This window comes from Nitrospira sp. Ecomares 2.1 (assembly GCF_965152585.1).
On record NZ_OZ224219.1, the window covers coordinates 3,796,737 to 3,812,564 of the forward strand.

The 15,828-nt window shown below is 52.3% G+C and carries 9 protein-coding genes and 1 pseudogene; 6 read left to right on the top strand and 4 right to left on the bottom strand.

Annotated features, from left to right (window positions below):
• Positions 1–292 precede the first annotated feature (292 nt).
• The 6 genes from ACWHYD_RS16845 to ACWHYD_RS16870 all read left to right on the top strand — a co-directional run bounded on the left by ACWHYD_RS16845 (position 293) and on the right by ACWHYD_RS16870 (position 11,100).
• Positions 293–904, top strand: coding sequence for a DUF1318 domain-containing protein (locus ACWHYD_RS16845; protein ID WP_447963183.1), 612 nt, complete (start codon positions 293–295; stop codon positions 902–904).
• Positions 877–8,784, top strand: coding sequence for a CHAT domain-containing protein (locus ACWHYD_RS16850; RefSeq protein ID WP_447963184.1), 7,908 nt, complete (start codon positions 877–879; stop codon positions 8,782–8,784). The genes ACWHYD_RS16845 and ACWHYD_RS16850 overlap by 28 nt, the downstream gene beginning before the upstream one ends.
• A gap of 236 nt (positions 8,785–9,020) precedes the next feature.
• Complete coding sequence (locus ACWHYD_RS16855) at positions 9,021–9,548, top strand: SH3 domain-containing protein (RefSeq protein WP_447963185.1); 528 nt, start codon at positions 9,021–9,023, stop codon at positions 9,546–9,548.
• The gene (locus ACWHYD_RS16860; protein WP_447963186.1) at positions 9,545–10,444 is read left to right on the top strand and encodes a M48 family metalloprotease; all 900 of its coding nucleotides are present in this window, start codon (positions 9,545–9,547) and stop codon (positions 10,442–10,444) included. Before ACWHYD_RS16855 ends, ACWHYD_RS16860 begins: the two co-directional genes overlap by 4 nt.
• Before the next feature lie 112 nt (positions 10,445–10,556).
• Positions 10,557–10,817, top strand: a complete 261-nt coding sequence (locus tag ACWHYD_RS16865) for a DUF4160 domain-containing protein (RefSeq protein ID WP_447963187.1) — start codon at positions 10,557–10,559, stop codon at positions 10,815–10,817.
• A gap of 4 nt (positions 10,818–10,821) precedes the next feature.
• A complete protein-coding gene (locus ACWHYD_RS16870; RefSeq protein WP_447963188.1) occupies positions 10,822–11,100 on the top strand; it encodes a DUF2442 domain-containing protein in 279 nt (92 codons plus the stop codon).
• Positions 11,101–11,438: 338 nt separating this feature from the next.
• On the opposite strand, the gene ACWHYD_RS16875 is transcribed toward ACWHYD_RS16870, so the two are convergent.
• The 4 genes and pseudogenes from ACWHYD_RS16875 to ACWHYD_RS16890 form a co-directional block, all read right to left on the bottom strand.
• A complete protein-coding gene (locus tag ACWHYD_RS16875) occupies positions 11,439–12,047 on the bottom strand; it encodes a hypothetical protein (protein ID WP_447963189.1) in 609 nt (202 codons plus the stop codon).
• Positions 12,048–12,299: 252 nt separating this feature from the next.
• Positions 12,300–14,228: a hypothetical protein gene (locus ACWHYD_RS16880; protein WP_447965913.1), complete on the bottom strand. Its 1,929-nt coding sequence runs from the start codon at positions 14,226–14,228 to the stop codon at positions 12,300–12,302.
• Between the two features lie 168 nt (positions 14,229–14,396).
• Positions 14,397–14,984: pseudogene (locus tag ACWHYD_RS16885) on the bottom strand (caspase family protein); the annotation flags it as partial.
• Positions 14,985–14,990: 6 nt separating this feature from the next.
• On the bottom strand, positions 14,991–15,359 hold the full coding sequence (locus ACWHYD_RS16890) for a hypothetical protein (RefSeq protein ID WP_447963190.1): 369 nt from the start codon (positions 15,357–15,359) through the stop codon (positions 14,991–14,993).
• Between the last annotated feature and the right edge of the window lie 469 nt (positions 15,360–15,828).

Here is a 15,828-nt window from a genome sequence, read left to right on the forward strand (position 1 = left end):
CGGTTGAACCGGGCCCAGATCCTTCGTCCGACTCAGGATGACAAAGCGAGGAACAGGATAATGACCGGGCTACAGTATGGTTGTCATGCTGAGCCACGCGAAGCATCTAGCCTAGCCACGACCCGGGTAACCTGGGCTCAGATTCTTCGCTTCGCTCAGAATGAATGACAAAGCGTCCGACTCAGAATGACAAGAGTCTGGCACAGGATGACCTTGTGGAAATTTTCTTCAGCGGCTTTCTGTAATTTGATAAGATAAAACAGCCTCTACTCTCATAAGGAGCCGATTCGTTATGTTCTATCTCCCAATACCCCCCTACAGGACTGATCACACGTTCTCTTTCCATCCCATTTCACTGACCCTTCTTCTTGCCCTTCTCACAGCCTGCAGCGGGCCATTGGTCGGTGTGACCGTGGTGGACGAACGCACGGCATTGGAAAACCAGGTGCTCGGCACGTATCAAGAACTCAATCAGCAGGTCATGCTGGTGGCCTCGGTTCGCTATATTGATCCGAAGGGGAAATTGAAACAGACACAGGAACTTCCTCCAGGGAAAAAAGACGTTGTGCGTGCCCTCCAACGAGTGTCGTTTAACAAAGATGACCTCAATCGCTATAAATCATTGGGAATTATCGGGGAAAATAATGAAGGTGGCGTCACTCTCCTAGAGCCGGAAAAGGTCCAACCGGACGATCGAGCGTTTGTTGAAAATCTGATCAACGAGGAGAATGAGGATCGTCTTGAGATCATGAGCCGGATCATTGAGACCAACGAGACCCTGACACCATCAGAATTACCACGTGTCCACAAAATGTTTGCCGCACTTAACCGGGATAAAGCGCTCAAGGGAGAACGAATCCAACTGGACAATGGGACATGGACTCAAAAAGACCCCACACCCTAAATCACGACTCCACATTGCGAGATAATCCTCTCTCCCACCCTTCCCACGATGCTCCAGAGACAACATCAGGAAGAAAAGGGAAAGGGCCGCTCTATGCTCAAGGAGCCATATGGTATTTGATCGCGTCCATGGGCCTGGCCGGAGTGTTCGGCTTTTCCCTGACGACTTTCGCTGCGCCCCCTGAACGCCTGACCACTCACCCTGCGCTGGATTATCAACCGTCAGTCTCCATGGATGGACAGACGCTCGCCTTTGTGTCCAATCGATCCGGCAATCTGGATATCTGGGTTCAAACACTCAAGAGTTCCGCGCTGACGCTTCCTCGACAAATGACCACGCACCCGGCCAGTGATCAGGAACCGGCCTTGAACCGGGATGGCACTCGACTCTTATATGTGTCGCATAAATCCGATCCCCGCGGTGATGTCTATCTCCTGGATCTGATTACCCGTGAAGAGCAACGACTGACGGATTTAACCAGCGGCGACGGTGCTCCACAGTGGGATCAAGAAGAACAAGGATTTTTGTATCTCAAAACCGATCCGCTGCAAAACACCTCCGCCATCTACCGGAAATCCTTTTCGAACCAAGCTGAAGAATTAATTGTGCCCCAAGCCACCAGCTTTTCCGTAAATGCTCAGGGACAACTTCTGTATTCCAATGGTGGCCATCTAACCCTCACAAATCTTCAAGACAACAGCTCCTCCTCCTTCGACCAGGACAGCAAGGTCCTGGATCTCTGGCCTGCCTTGGACCACAACCCCGCTACCATGACCACGAATGTCCCCCTGGTGTTTACCCGATATGAGCGGGACACCAACAATGACGGGCTCGTTGATACCGATGATGAATCGTCCATTTGGATGAGACTTTGGGACCCGCAGCAGCCTCAACTCCAAAGACTCTATCGGATCACTCCGGTGCACAAATTTGATATTTACCCAGCCGTGTCGGGGGATTTCCTCTATTACTCCGATCTGAAGGGCGGAGATATTTTCCGAATGGACATCCCCGCGTTTCTCAAGGATTACGTCGACCTCGATCAGGCCAAATCGCTGGCCGCCTCGTATCAGGATCACGGGCAATTGGATCTCGCCCTCCTGGTCCTCGGGAACATTTCTCACAATCTGTTGGCAGAGCAACCCCCTGAGGCACGAGCGGAATTTGATTTTTCCCTTGCCGAAACACAGACACAGGAGGGAAATTTTCTTGCGGCCCGCCAATCTCTGGAGCCCTACACCAGCCAACCGGGACGGACCGGCGCGTTGGCCAGAATCTATACCATCGTCTTGCGAGTCCGGGAGCAGGCTCAGGGCATCAGCTCCGCGGCAAGACGCCGGTTAGTCGCCACAGGCGCGGCTGAGCTCCTCACCATCGGGCAGGAACACCGGAACATGGATGAGGTATACGGTCAAGCCCTCATTGAAGCCGGACGGCTCTACCTTTTTGCGGAGGATCCTCTCACAGCCCTGGAATACCTCGTCAAAGTGGAAGATCTGCACAACAAAGAGATTCGAGCCAAGGGTCTCTTTACCAGAGGGGAAGCCTACCGGATTCTGGATGATGCTCCCAATGTGATCCGCGTGTTCGTAGATGTCATCCAGTTATTTGGCGAGCGTTCCTCCTGGGGCAAACGGGCCATCCAACAAGTGGTGATGCTCTCCCAACAGGGTGAAACGGAACGTGAGCGCATTACAGCCTTGAACAGGATTATCCCTCAGTATCCTGACCTTCCCGTCTTAATCGCCACTACCCGCCTAACCATTGCGGACCTCTATCACGAACAGGGAGAACAACTCTCGGCTCTGGAAACACTGGATTTCATTATTTCGGCTCCAGACCTTCCCAACGAACTCGTCATCCAAGCCTATCGGAACAAGGCGACGATCCTTTCAGAATCGGAACGCTACCAGGAAGCCGCGGATACCTATGCGGCCTTAAGTCAGTTTCCCGGAGAAAATCTCACCGAACTCCAGGAAGCCAAGAGTCTGCTCATTTTACAATTGGTAAAAAAAGCCCTGAAGGACCGGAAGGTGGGGGAAACCCGCATCGCCGCAAAATCCCTAAAACACCTGATCAACCAATATCCCGAATCGGTAGAAGCTCATCGGGCCTATATTGAAACTAAAGTCATGCTCCACGACACGGCGGAGGTCCAGGACTGGTACACCACCTTAGTCAAGACACATCCCGACCACGCGGTCTATCAATATGGTCAGGCCCTGGCATTGTCCTATACCGAACCGCCCGACCTCCCGTCAGTCATCCGCCTTCTCCAACGCGCCATGAAAAAAGATCCCGCCCTGGGGTATGTCCACCAAACGCTCGGATGGGCCTACGAACAAACCGAACGGACGTCCGGCAACAAAGGTTATCTTGAAAAGGCCGAGCAGGAATATCGCATCGCGCTGGAGATCAACGATGCAGGTCGCTTCCCCGACGTGGAATCCCAACTGCTCTTGAATTTAGGAAATACCTACCTGGCTCTCTCGAATGCCCGCGAAGCCTATCGACATTACCGGCAGCGTGAGGAGCAATTCGCTCCGTCCGGCGAGACTATCACCGAATTGCTCTATCGCAAAAATTATGGAGAAGCCTGTTTTAAAGCCGGGCGCACCGAGGAATCGTTGGTGCAATATCAGTTGGCCTTACGAAAGGTCCCTCCCGAGCAGACAAACCTGCAAGCCGAAATCCTGGAACGCATCGGATTGTCCCATCAGGACATCGGACAATATGCCAAAGCCATTGAGGCGTTCTCTCAGGCCTTGGTCCTGAACCGTGAGTTAGGACAGGAACAAAATGTCACATTGCTCCAGAGAAATATCGGGGTCAACCTGTTTAACCTGAGCCGCGCCAGCGAAACCGGTGGACGCGAGGAACTCAAACAGGCTTTGGGCAGTTACTTTACCAGTCTAGACCACCTCACCACAGGCGGCGGCAAAACTCTTTCCAAGGGACCAGGCCTGTTCAATGTGAATGTGGCCCTCAATGAAAAGGGGTCTCAAGCGGCAAGCGGATTCGATCGGATCGGCGAGCAAAAGCTCATGTTCAGTTATATCGCCAGCACCTATGAGCAATTAGACGAACCCGGTCCCGCTCGAGATTATTATCGCAAAAAACTCGCTCTCCTCAATCAGGTGACACCGGCTACCCAGGATGCGGCCGCTCTGACAGAAAAAGCCATTGTCCTCAATCGGCTGGGAGTGCTGTCCCACCAATTAGATGAACCTGAACAGGCGATGGAGTCCTTTCGTCAATCCTTGAATTATACCCGGACGTTAAATATCCCGTTCGGGACCAGCGTCAACGTCTATAATCTTTCGACATTGGCGGTCGAAAGCCTCCTGCAAGGGCACACCCCGGACCAAAGCCTTGTGGAGGCCATCACCTCGGGGATTCGGGATCTCCAGCAACGAAACTATGAAGACCGCAATCTGTTCTTCACCCTCACCAACACCGCCATGCTCCTCTCGCTTCTTCCCGACCCATCACCGGATCAGGGACTCAAGCCGGCTGAGGCCGTCCAGCGCATGCATGAGCAGTTCACCTATCAGACGCTTCCGTGGTCCTATTATCAGAAGGCGGACTCGCTCCTTCTCAAGTCTGCCCTATTCTCAGACTCTGAACGTCTGCCCGCTCAATTTCTGGTGAAATTGAACCAGGCCGAATTAGCACGAACATCGGATCAGTCTCAGGTCTATCGCCGGATTCAGGACGACTTACTCAAACTGGTGGAAGACCGGCAAGCCCCCAATAGCTGGTTGTGGTATCTGTCTCAAGCCGAAGAAGCCGCTGATCCCCCCATGCGAAAGAAGTTTCTCACCCAATCCGTTGAAGCGGTCCTTCGTTTCCCCGCGCAAACCGACCCTCCAACAGGTCAGACCAACACCTGGCCCGCATACGAACGTCTGATTCAGCTCTCTGTTGACCAATTGACTGAAGAAGGCCGGCCCGACGACGCCTTTACCGTGGCCGAGCAACTGAGCATTCGACACATGACCAGCGCCGTCTATGAAGCCGTGGGAGAAGATCTGTTTCTCAAAGGCTTGGGAGACTATGAACCGGAACTACGCTCGTTACTCGGGGAACTCCGGCAAGCCAGAAATCAGGGGAACGTTGCGGCCATTGAAGAACTGGCTCCTGCCCTTCAGGACACGCTCTATGCCCTGTTTGAAGAATATCCCTGGGCCACCGCGTCCTTCTGGGCCTATCCTCCGACCAGGGACCTGATATTTTTGGGCGTTGACGCCTCACATCCCTACCTGAAAATTCTCAAAGGAAGGCAAGGCTATCATGGCTTTGTGCATGACGGGGAGACCCTCCATTACAGCCCACTGGTGGTCACGGAAAAAGGAGTCGCCGGGGATGAAGAATTTCACAAGCGGCTCACACAATCGGCCTCGGCCTATGTGGCGATGCCGCAAGAACTGGAATCCACGCTCCCTTCACTGGGACTCGATCAGAAACCGCTCACGTGGGTCAGCAACTTTTATGACTTCCTGAATGGCTATCATCAGCGCAGCCTCTTTTTTTCGTACATCACCACCCCGAGCACGCTTGTCCCTTCCACGCCCCCGAGTGCGGGGGAAATTCCATTTGTACTCCAGCAATTCAGCGGGGTCGAGGCTCATGATCATCCGCTGGCCACCCACACCAACATTGCCGCGTTTATCAAAAATCCGGATACATTCGCCTTTGAGGTACAGGAAGATCAGGATGTTCGGGAATATGTCTCCGTGCTCGATTTTGCCGGCAGCCAACATCATTCGATCCTGCTCTTCGGCGGTATCCCCTCCTCATCCCCTTCCCCATGGGTGCTGGTTTCCTCTCTCCTGCGCGCCGGATTTCCTCATGTCATCGTGAGCCGGACAGCGCTCGATTCCCAAACCGCCACCAGGTTTTTGAATCAATATCTCACGCATCTCGATACGCTTTCTCCCGATGAAGCCGTCGTGGCCGCATCGAAAGATATCTGGGGACCGGACCAGGGGAAATATCCCTTCCGCCATTACGGATTTGCCGGCATGGGTCCGGACGAACGTCAGGAATATGCCGCCTCCATCTATGACCAGGAAGTAGCAGAAGCCATTCACGCATTTGAGACCAAAGACTTTCCCGGCTCCCTCCTGCACATCGAACATGCGCTCGCCCTCATCGAGCATGCAAAAAAACGACAGGACTTCAAAGAACTCACCACTCTGGCTGTGGAAACCGCCTTTGAAGTCAACGATTATGAAAAGGGAATCTTCTTTCAACAGAAGCTCCTGGATTCCCTCACCCCGGAAACCCCTGCCAGCGAGCGAGCCGAGGCGGAATATCGTTTGGGCATTCTGCATTCCCGACTCGAACATTTCGACATCGCCGTGCAACATCTCGAACAGGCCAACCAGATTTGGGATCAGGGCGACGAGCTAGACCGACTCGCGGAAGGCATGGCCACATTGGGCATTGTCCGTGAAAACATGGGGGCCTATCCGGAAGCCCTGGAACAATTCAACCAGTCGTTTTCCCTGTATCAGGAAATCGGGGAAATGGGTCACACGGCGTTTCAATACCGTCGAATCGGGCGTATTTATTACCTTCGATTGGGCCGGTACGAGAAAGCCCGGGAAAACTTTCTGGCCGCGCTGAAGCTGTATCACGAGCAAGGCGATCCGCAGGGAGAAGCCGAAACGCTGTATGAAGTGGGACTGACGTATGAAAAAGTCGGCCTGTTCGACCAGGCGGCGGAACGCTACCACCAGGCTCTGTCCATTGCGAAAGAACTGGATGACCCCAAGCTCCTCACGACGGGCGACCTCTACCTCGCCAATGTGGCCTGGTTCCAGGGGAACTATCAAACGGCCTTTCAACTCTTAACCCAGGCCGACAAAAAAGCCGAACAGGCCAAGGACCCGCAATTACGCATTATGGTGAAAAATACTCGCGGGCTGATCTACTGGACACTCAATGACACCGACAAAGGACTCGTCCATTTACACGATGCGGTCACGCTGAGCCGGTCATCCAATATCCAAACCGAGTTAGCTTCTTCGCTCAACAATCTTGGATTGATCTACCGGCAACGGAGCGACCATGCCGCCGCCCTGGACTATTTTCAACAGGCCAAAACGCTGGACGAGTCCCTCAAGAGCCAATGGGGTTTAGGCTACGACCATCGGAATATCGGCATCTCCTTATTAGCCCTGGGACAGTTGGAAGAAGCCGAAGGGCATTTTCTGAAAGCGGAGCAGATCAGCGCCGAGATCAACAATGTCATCAATTGGGTCAAGGCCTTACTCGAACTGGGCAACGTGAATAAGGCTCTGGGGCGATCCGAACCAGCTCTCGGCTATTACGAGCGGGCGCATGAGATCTCTCAGCGATACGGCATCAAGGAAGTGGAATGGCGCGCGGCAGCAGGCAAGGCCACGTTGTTACGGGAGGAGGGAAAGCTCCCGGATGCCTTGAACTGGTTTACCAAAGGGGTCGAGGTGGTAGAAGGCATGCGGGCCGCGCTAAAAATCGATGAACTCCGCAATAGTTTTCAAACGAACAAACTGGATCTGTACCGGGACATCATCACCCTGCTCATCACGATGGACCGGACCGATGACGCCTTTAACTTTTTAGAACGCTCCCGATCCAGAAGTTTTATCGACCTGCTGGGTAACCAAAAGCTCTCGTTCAAAAATGAAGGTGATCAGGAAACCTGGACGAAAATCAACACGATGGCTTCCACCGTGGATTCGCTCAAATCTGAACTGGGATCGTATGAGGAACCCCCTGCCGACCTTCAGAAACGGTATCGCAATACGAAGGCCCTATATGAAGAAGCCATCCTGGAGGTCAAACAGGAGAATCCAGCGCTCAGCAGTTTTGTCTCTGTGGATCCGCTCAACCTGGAAGGGGTCCAACAGCTCCTGGCGCCTCGAGTGGGACTGCTCACCTATTTTCTGACGAAAGACCAGCTCTACCTGTGGCTCATCACGAACGAGCGAACCATCTTTAAAACAGTGTCAGCGAAGGAGGAAGACCTCACCCGCTTAGTGACCCGTTATCGGCAACTCGTTCAGCACCTCGAACCGGTTGATGATGAATTACAGAAACTCTATGTGTCTCTGATTCAACCGGTTGAAGCGGACATCAAAAACCTGGAGTACTTGGGAATTATTCCCGATGGCCCCTTACACTTTCTCTCCTTCGCGGCACTCAAACATGGCCCGGCCTATCTGGTGGATGAGATCCCGCTCTTTTACGCACCTTCGGCTTCCGTCTTCCAATTCACCTTTGCCAAACGTCAAGCCGTCAAGAATGACAAAGTCCTCGCGATCGGAAATCCCGATTTGGGAAATTTCAATTACGATCTTCCGCTGGCCGAATTAGAGGCCCAAAGCATCAAATGGAATTATCCCAACATGGATATTCTGACCGGAACAAAGGCCACCAAGGAATGGGTGGTGAAGAATATTTCCCGATATGGCATCATTCACTTAGCGGCCCATGGGGAATTCGATGAGGGCAATCCGCTGTTGTCCTCACTCTGGCTGGCTTCAGAAAACCCCGAAAACCGCCGACTGACCGTCAAGGAGATTTTCGGGTTGGAATTAAACGCGGATCTGGTGACCTTGAGCGCCTGCCAAACAGGCCTTGGCAAACTGGAAGCCGGAGAACTCATCGGACTGAACCGCGCATTTGTCTATGCCGGCACGCATGCCCTGGTGTCGGCCCTCTGGCGGGTGGATGACCTCTCCACCTCTGTGCTTATGAAACATTTTTACCGGAATTACGTGACGGCGAATAAAGCCAGAAGCTTGCGTCAAGCGCAACTCCTCGTGAAAAAGGATTTTCCCCACCCGTCCTATTGGGCCGGGTTTAGTTTAATCGGAGACTATCAATAATGGGAGTGTTGAAAAAAGCCGCCACCGGCGTTCTCGCCCATTTGTCATGCTCACGTACCCCCCCATGTACGTTCCGCGTGCCAAACGGGCTGCGGCCTTGGTGGACGGCCTTTTTGAACCCTCCCCATGCGCTTCGCTGCCACGCTAATAATATAGCGATAATTGAAACTAGTGAAAATTTTCAATATTCAACAGTCCAATAATTACGCCCTAGTCCCACGCTGAAAGGGGGCCTCATGCCAGACCGTATCGCTCGAGTAATCGTCGGAGTCGTCTTCCTCACATTGGCTGCCTGGATGATTCCAACAACCAATTGGGCAGCGACACTTTACGCCAAACAAGATGACGTCAAAGTCAATGCGGAGAAATCTCCCACCTCCGCCGTCGTCGCCACCCTGGCGCTGGGAGATGCCGTGACCGTCTTGTCCGAAGAAGGTCGACTCGCCCAAGTCAAAACCGCCACAGGAAAAACAGGCTGGGTATTTAAATTCCGGCTGGCAGAAGAAAAACCTTCCACGGGTGGCGGCGGGCTTGGTCTCTCCGGCCTCACGGGACGGAATACCATTGCGGCCCGAGAGTCCCGGGCAGGAGGCAGCATTCGAGGCCTCAAGGAATCCACCGAACAATATGCCAAAGCCAAAAATATTAAAAAGGAAGACCGTGATGCCGTGGATCACATGGAGGCCTTTTCCATTGCCCCGGAGGAATTGATGCAGTTTAAAAAAGCTGGGAATTTAGGAGAATTTTCAGGAGGTGCCCAATGAAAATCGGCAAAATTCTTGCGAATGTCACCATTCTGAGTCTCCTCTTGTCCAACATGGGATGCGGGGGATCACAATCCGGGCAATCCTCACAACAAACAGATCTCATAGGAGGTCTCGGTGCGGCCCTTGGCATGAAACAACAAAAAATCGATCTTCTGAAAAAAGGCGTCGGGGTTGTTCAAGCGATGGAGCCTATTGGAGAAGAAGAGGAAATCACGTTGGGGGAAGCGGTCGCGGTGGAAGCTTTTAGCCGTTTCGGCGGTGAATATTCCAATCCAGCCTGGACACGCTATATCAATCTGGTGGGAAAAACGGTAGCGGAAGTCTCGGACCGGCCAACCCTAAACTACCATTTCGCCATTCTGAACAGTCAGGAACAGAATGCCTTTGCCGCTCCCGGTGGCTATATCTTCATCACCGTCGGACTGTTGAAGACCCTGAAGAATGAAGCCGAATTAGCCGGCGTGTTGGCCCATGAAATTGCGCATGTCACCCAGAAACACATGCTGGACGCCATCCGGCGGGGAGCCCTGATGGGCAGTGTCTCGGAACTGTCCCTCACCGCCATGAAACAGGATCCGGCGATGTTCTCCAGCGTCATCGACGAAATGACCGACCTGTTGTTTACCAAAGGACTGGATAAAGACAAAGAATTTGAAGCTGATGTGGTGGGCGTAGAATATGCCTATCGGGCAGGCTATAACCCGCGAGGACTGGAAGATTATCTGCAGACGTTGGCCAAAGAAGAAGGGCATGTGGAGTCCAAGTTTTTCACCACACATCCTTCCACCACCCTCCGTATCTCCAAAATCGATTCGCTCTTAAAAGATTATTCCGATATCAAAAGTCTGCCATTCCTCACGGAGCGTTTTCATCAATATGTGAAGGCGGGGTAAGTGTTCAGGGTGAAAGGATACGCTGAAATGAGTATTGAGCCCCTTATGAACATGAAACTACGAATCCCTTTATCAGGCAATCTAACCTTGAAGATTTTAAAGGAGAGATGTCTTGCCTGAGATCAGCCGATTCCTGGGAATCATCATAGCAATGTATTACAATGATCACGCACCTCCCCACTTCCATGCGAAATATGGCGATTTTGAAGCGGTCATCGCGATCGATACGGGGGAGCTTGTAGAAGGCCGTGTGCCTCCACGGGTATTGGGTCTAGTTCAAGAGTGGCGCGAATATCACAGAGCCGAGCTAACCGAGGATTGGAACCTGGCCCGCGAAAGAAAGACTCTAAAACGAATCGAGCCATTGGAGTAAGCCCATGTTGCCAAAATTGCGAGAAGCCAAATACACACAGGATTACTCCATCTGGTTAAAGTTTGCGGATGGGGTAGAAGGTGAAGTTGATTTTGAGGACGAGCTATGGGGAGAAGTTTTCGAACCTCTGAAGGAAAAGGCTCTGTTCGCAAAGTTCTCGCTTAACAATGAACTTGAAACCATCGTCTGGCCAAACGGAGCCGATTTCGCACCTGAGTTCCTTTACCAAAAGTTGTGCCCTACCTATTCCCTCAAGCCAACATCCAAAAGCGGCGTGGCTTAACGCTGCATACACACATCAAGCCCCACAAAAACAGGGGGGCAAATCTGTTGCTGAGGGTTTCGTGTGCAGGTATGGGGAAGCAGTCCCCAGGCAAAGGCTTCAAGAAACGGTTAGAAGCAGAGATTCGTCAACAACAGATTTGACCCTATACTCTACTTAACTCTCGTGCCCACGCGATGTTCTGTATTGCCGGGTTTCGCCCCAGCAGGAGATGTTTTGTTTGATGCGTTTCGAATAGCGCGACCATTGTTGTGGAGGCAAAACGCTCCCAAACCGGTGATGCCCCCGTCTGGCCTCATGGGAGCGGCTGGACACACGTAAGTTAGGCGATGAAATCCTCACCTCTTTCTGTTCTTATTTCTACTTTTCTTTTGCATTAGTTTACGATTATTTTCTTTGTCTTTCTTCTTTGTTACGTTGCCAATAGGTTGTTTCTTGGTTATTTTCTGCGGCTCAGGATTAATATATGTTTGGTTGATACTTATATTATTGATTACTTGCTGAGGCAGATGATCTGCTTTTTCAGTTTGACTTTGTATATAAATAATAAGAGCCAGAATAAAACTAAGCATTACATAGAATTCATTTGCAGTTTTTGGTTTAAGTAGCTCGATTAATGAACTTGCAGAGGGAACTTTCTTCTCGAGCTCACCAATAACATATTTTGGTTCTTCTCTTTTTTGCTGTGCTTGTTTTATAACATTGGATATTACAAATAGATCCTCTGTAGAAACCTGCAGAGCAGTTAATGCTTTATAGGCGGCGCGAAGAAAATAAACATTTCCTTGATTATCTGTTCCACCATCTAAAACTTTGGCAGGAGCCATACATTTTGGACATACAGAAGTAGTATTAATTATCTTTAGGTTTTTAATCCCAGGATCTACAGATATCCCTGAACTAAATGACGCACCGCAATTACTACAAAATGCTGGCCAATCTGTCATTCCCGACTCCAAATATTGTTCATGTTGCGCCTAACAATTTCTAGGCGATCCACATAAAAGCTGCATCTGCCCGTTCCTGTCCGTATAACATGGCATCGGTTCTTCGGAAAATAACGACATGATCGTTGCCATTTCATTGAATTCAGGCCCCTCACTCAGACTAGACGAACCGACCTTACATGCAGGCTGACTGTGGCATCAGTTACCCGTGGTTCGAATCCCTCTTGCCTGGCTCTACTTCAGCTCCACAAGTTAATCTGGTATTGAGCGACGCAATTCGGCTGATTGATCGGCAAGGAAGAGCTCTATACCCGCGTCAAGCCGCTCTACTGGCGGAGGCCAAACTTTGCGGGTCCGAGCGATATGCTGCATACGCCACGCACGTGCCCACTCGGGCATACTTCGTATTTCATCTAGTATCTCATTGCGGCGCACTTGTAAATTGATGAGTTGCTTGCCGTCCCTTTGATCGATGTCCTGGGAACTCTGCAGGTTTGCGACGGCCTGGTTCAGTTGCTGATTTGCCGCTGCATATTCCAAGGCTTCCGAACGTACACTGAATGAACGCTGCGCAAGCAGATAGCCAATTGCGTCTGGACTTCCACGTGCCGCCAGTACAGCAGCGGCCTTTCGCTTTGTCGCGTCATCGCTGGCGAGGAGTTCCCGGATGTAATGGGACGCCTTTGGCGTGAGCACCAGGCCTCTTAGGTACTTGATGAGGTCACTCAGACCAATGGCTCCGATCGACCCTACAAGGAACTCGGCCGCGTCATCGGGCGTGCGTAGATTGAGCGCACGTTGCGCCGCCACTTGCAAGTCGATGCTATTGCTCATCAGCATCTCCGAACTTACGGGTATCTGAACTGACCAATCTGTCAGGAGGTCCAGCGAGCTCGCGCGCACGACGGGATAAGGATGTAGCTCTAACATCTTGCGAATGAATGGCACACTATCTCGGAGGCTAAGGTCACGAAGCAATTGGAGTAAGAGCAGGCTGTCGGATGTCGAGATTGAGTCTGGCTGTAGGACCAACACGCGCTCGGGCCACCTACTAAGCCGCAGGGATGCGCGTCCGCCGGACTGATCCACGATGACCTGCACAGCAGAGTGACCACCACAACCCTGCGCAATTGCCCTAATGATTCCAATTCGAAGCCATTGAAACGCTGCTCCATTGTTCCAGTTCTTAACCAAGGTTGAGGGGCACCTTGGCGGTCGCAGATTGCTCAGTACGATAGACCATCGAAGCGCCTCGGATGGTTGCTCTTCGCTTTTCAGCTGCTGTTCTGCAAGGGAATATCTGAACGGCAGGTCGAGCAACGTGGCAATCCGCGCCAAGTCCGTTAGGTCACCGTTGCCAAAGATGGCCGCATTGCGAACCAGGAACCACCATCCTTCCTCGTCAAGCGTGCATCCTGTTCGAAGTACGGTATCAGGCAAGTTAACTCGAGCACTGGGCACGAGCGCCACAGCAGAGATATAGCGTTGAAGTTGTTGAGTACAGGGCGGGCCATATCTAGATAGTATTCGCGAATGGTCGATTGCCGAGCCTTCTTTCAGGTCCTGGCGAAGAAGATCAATTGCCATATCTTTGTCGAATCGTTGGAGCCCGAGTATTGCGGCTTCCCTGACCTCCTTTCTGAAGCTTTTCAGATCTTCTTCAAGCCGCGCTCTATCTGCGGGGGTCGCAACCTCGGCAAACAGGAGCCTCATGTTGATATCGGCTACGTTGCTGACACTAGGATGACTGTCGAAGTATTTGATCGCGATAGTTCGGGTACCAGTCAAATCGTCGGCTTGAAACCGTGCCTCGGCCCTTCCGAGTGCGTTGAGTTGGCGTTTAAGAAAGGCCTCTACCGGCTCATCGAAGACCGAGATTGCCGACCCCGATCGCAGGATGGCCCCCTCAGGCTCGTACTGTGCTGGATCAAAGGCGTATTCCCGAATTGGGTGCGGGTAACCTGGTGCTGTCCATCGTGGGTGACCTTTATACAAAAGGAGGCGCTTTTCAACGACGCTCAGGTACATGTGTCCGTCCAGCCAGCGGTAGTAGCTGAGAAGGCCGAACGTCACTGAGAGAATGATGCCGATTACAACATTGCGAACGACTCGATGAAATCGCGCTTGACTGACGCGAGCAGTTGCAGTTGTAAGACCCTTGAGCCTCGCCTTACGGTGCACGAAGAGGACCGGGTCTTTACTGTAGACCGCAGCCGCAACCGGCTGCTGAGGCGGCAATCCGGGATGTAAATGCAACAGGTCTTCGTTCACTCTGAACTCAATTGCAGCAAGAAGACCACCGAACGTGATCTCACCCGGCTCTTGTCCCGCTGGTTCGCGACCCTCCAAAATCGCCAGCATATGCCCAGAAAACAGTGTGCCGCCCCCATCAGCGCGTTCCCATGAGGGCTGATCCTCCAGGGATGCGCAAAGCAGCGCTCGAAACTCTGTACCAACGAGCCTTTGAAAATAACTCGGTGCTCTCTCGGCAAACCCAGCACTGATGCAGCAGTCCAAAATGACCAATACCCTTGCAGCTCTGCACTTGCTGATAATCGCGCCGAAGGCGAGAGCGGAAAGAGACGTGGCGGCGAGATCCTCTAGGTACGAGTTGGTGGCCGTCAAATACTGGTTCTGCTCGCGACGAAATGCATGACCGGCGTAGTACAAAATTGCAGTGTCGTCCGGGCCGCGTTCGTCGACAAACGCTGAGAGACTCTCGCGTAGCTCGTCAATCGTCGGATTTTCGACGATAAGTACCTGGCCTGACGGAATGGCGACCCCGTCCTTGGCACACAACGCCTTTGCGAGGCTGCGAACCTCCTCGCAAGGCGAGCTAAGGTTCTCAATCGCCGAGTCGGTATATCGCTCGACTCCCACTAACAGGACATGCGTGCCAAGCGCGATGTCCGCGATTCGTACTTCACTGGGCAACATTGTCTCTCAAAACCACGGTGCAAAGAAACCTCTACCTCGCCGCGAGCTCGTAGAGACGCCTTTGCGAATATCCTCGGCTGTGACGGTACCGTCGCCACGCGACTTTGCATCCCCTCCGCTGTTGATGGCCACGACACCAGCAGCACTCGAAAAGATTAAACAGCCGTTGACGAGCCCGACGAAGTAATCCAACCCGTGCCCGCCCGATAGCGCAACACCGGCCATGGAAATCACTTCAGACAGCAGAAGCGCAAGCCACTTCGGATTGAAGTTAAATGCCGCCTGAATAGCATTGCACACCACGAAAACCGCACCGGTCGCTCCTGTCAAGGTGAGCATGCTCTGAAGCGTAAAAAACTCCCTGGGCACTTCCATGGCATAACCCTCTCTTTCTGTGGAAAGTAGTATGCTGATTGTCTTGGGCGATTTGTACGACGCGGGCTTAGCCCAGTGAGTTGGTTCGCACCTGCCTGCGTCTTGAGGCAAGCGTTCCACATGCACGACCATCCCATTTCTATCCGAATTACACACCAACTAAATTTCTGAAAATAACGACATGATCGTTGCCTTTTCAATGAGGACAGCCGAATGGCATCCGGTGGTATCTTTTTGCCTCAAGTGTTCATGCAGTTCGCTAGCAGTTCCGGTCACACCTGTGTGCTATCAAAGCACCTAAGCCACACAACACGGATAGCCTCAATGCAACGAATTCTTGTACAACGTTGAAAAAATGTCAAGGATTCTGATTTTCATTCATGCCGCTTCCGAAGTTCTTTCTTCGCCTCCTGCCAGTCATTTTTTCTCCACGGTTCCGACGCCTGCCGCCCGTCCCATGATCGGACGC

What these genes read in the sequence shown, in the direction of transcription:
- ACWHYD_RS16845 (WP_447963183.1), top strand. Translation starts at nt 293, where the DNA reads ATGTTCTATCTCCCAATACCCCCCTACAGGACTGATCACACGTTCTCT.
- ACWHYD_RS16850 (WP_447963184.1), top strand. Translation starts at nt 877, where the DNA reads ATGGACTCAAAAAGACCCCACACCCTAAATCACGACTCCACATTGCGA.
- ACWHYD_RS16855 (WP_447963185.1), top strand. Translation starts at nt 9,021, where the DNA reads ATGCCAGACCGTATCGCTCGAGTAATCGTCGGAGTCGTCTTCCTCACA.
- ACWHYD_RS16860 (WP_447963186.1), top strand. Translation starts at nt 9,545, where the DNA reads ATGAAAATCGGCAAAATTCTTGCGAATGTCACCATTCTGAGTCTCCTC.
- ACWHYD_RS16870 (WP_447963188.1), top strand. Translation starts at nt 10,822, where the DNA reads ATGTTGCCAAAATTGCGAGAAGCCAAATACACACAGGATTACTCCATC.
- ACWHYD_RS16875 (WP_447963189.1), bottom strand. Translation starts at nt 12,047, where the DNA reads ATGACAGATTGGCCAGCATTTTGTAGTAATTGCGGTGCGTCATTTAGT.
- ACWHYD_RS16890 (WP_447963190.1), bottom strand. Translation starts at nt 15,359, where the DNA reads ATGGAAGTGCCCAGGGAGTTTTTTACGCTTCAGAGCATGCTCACCTTG.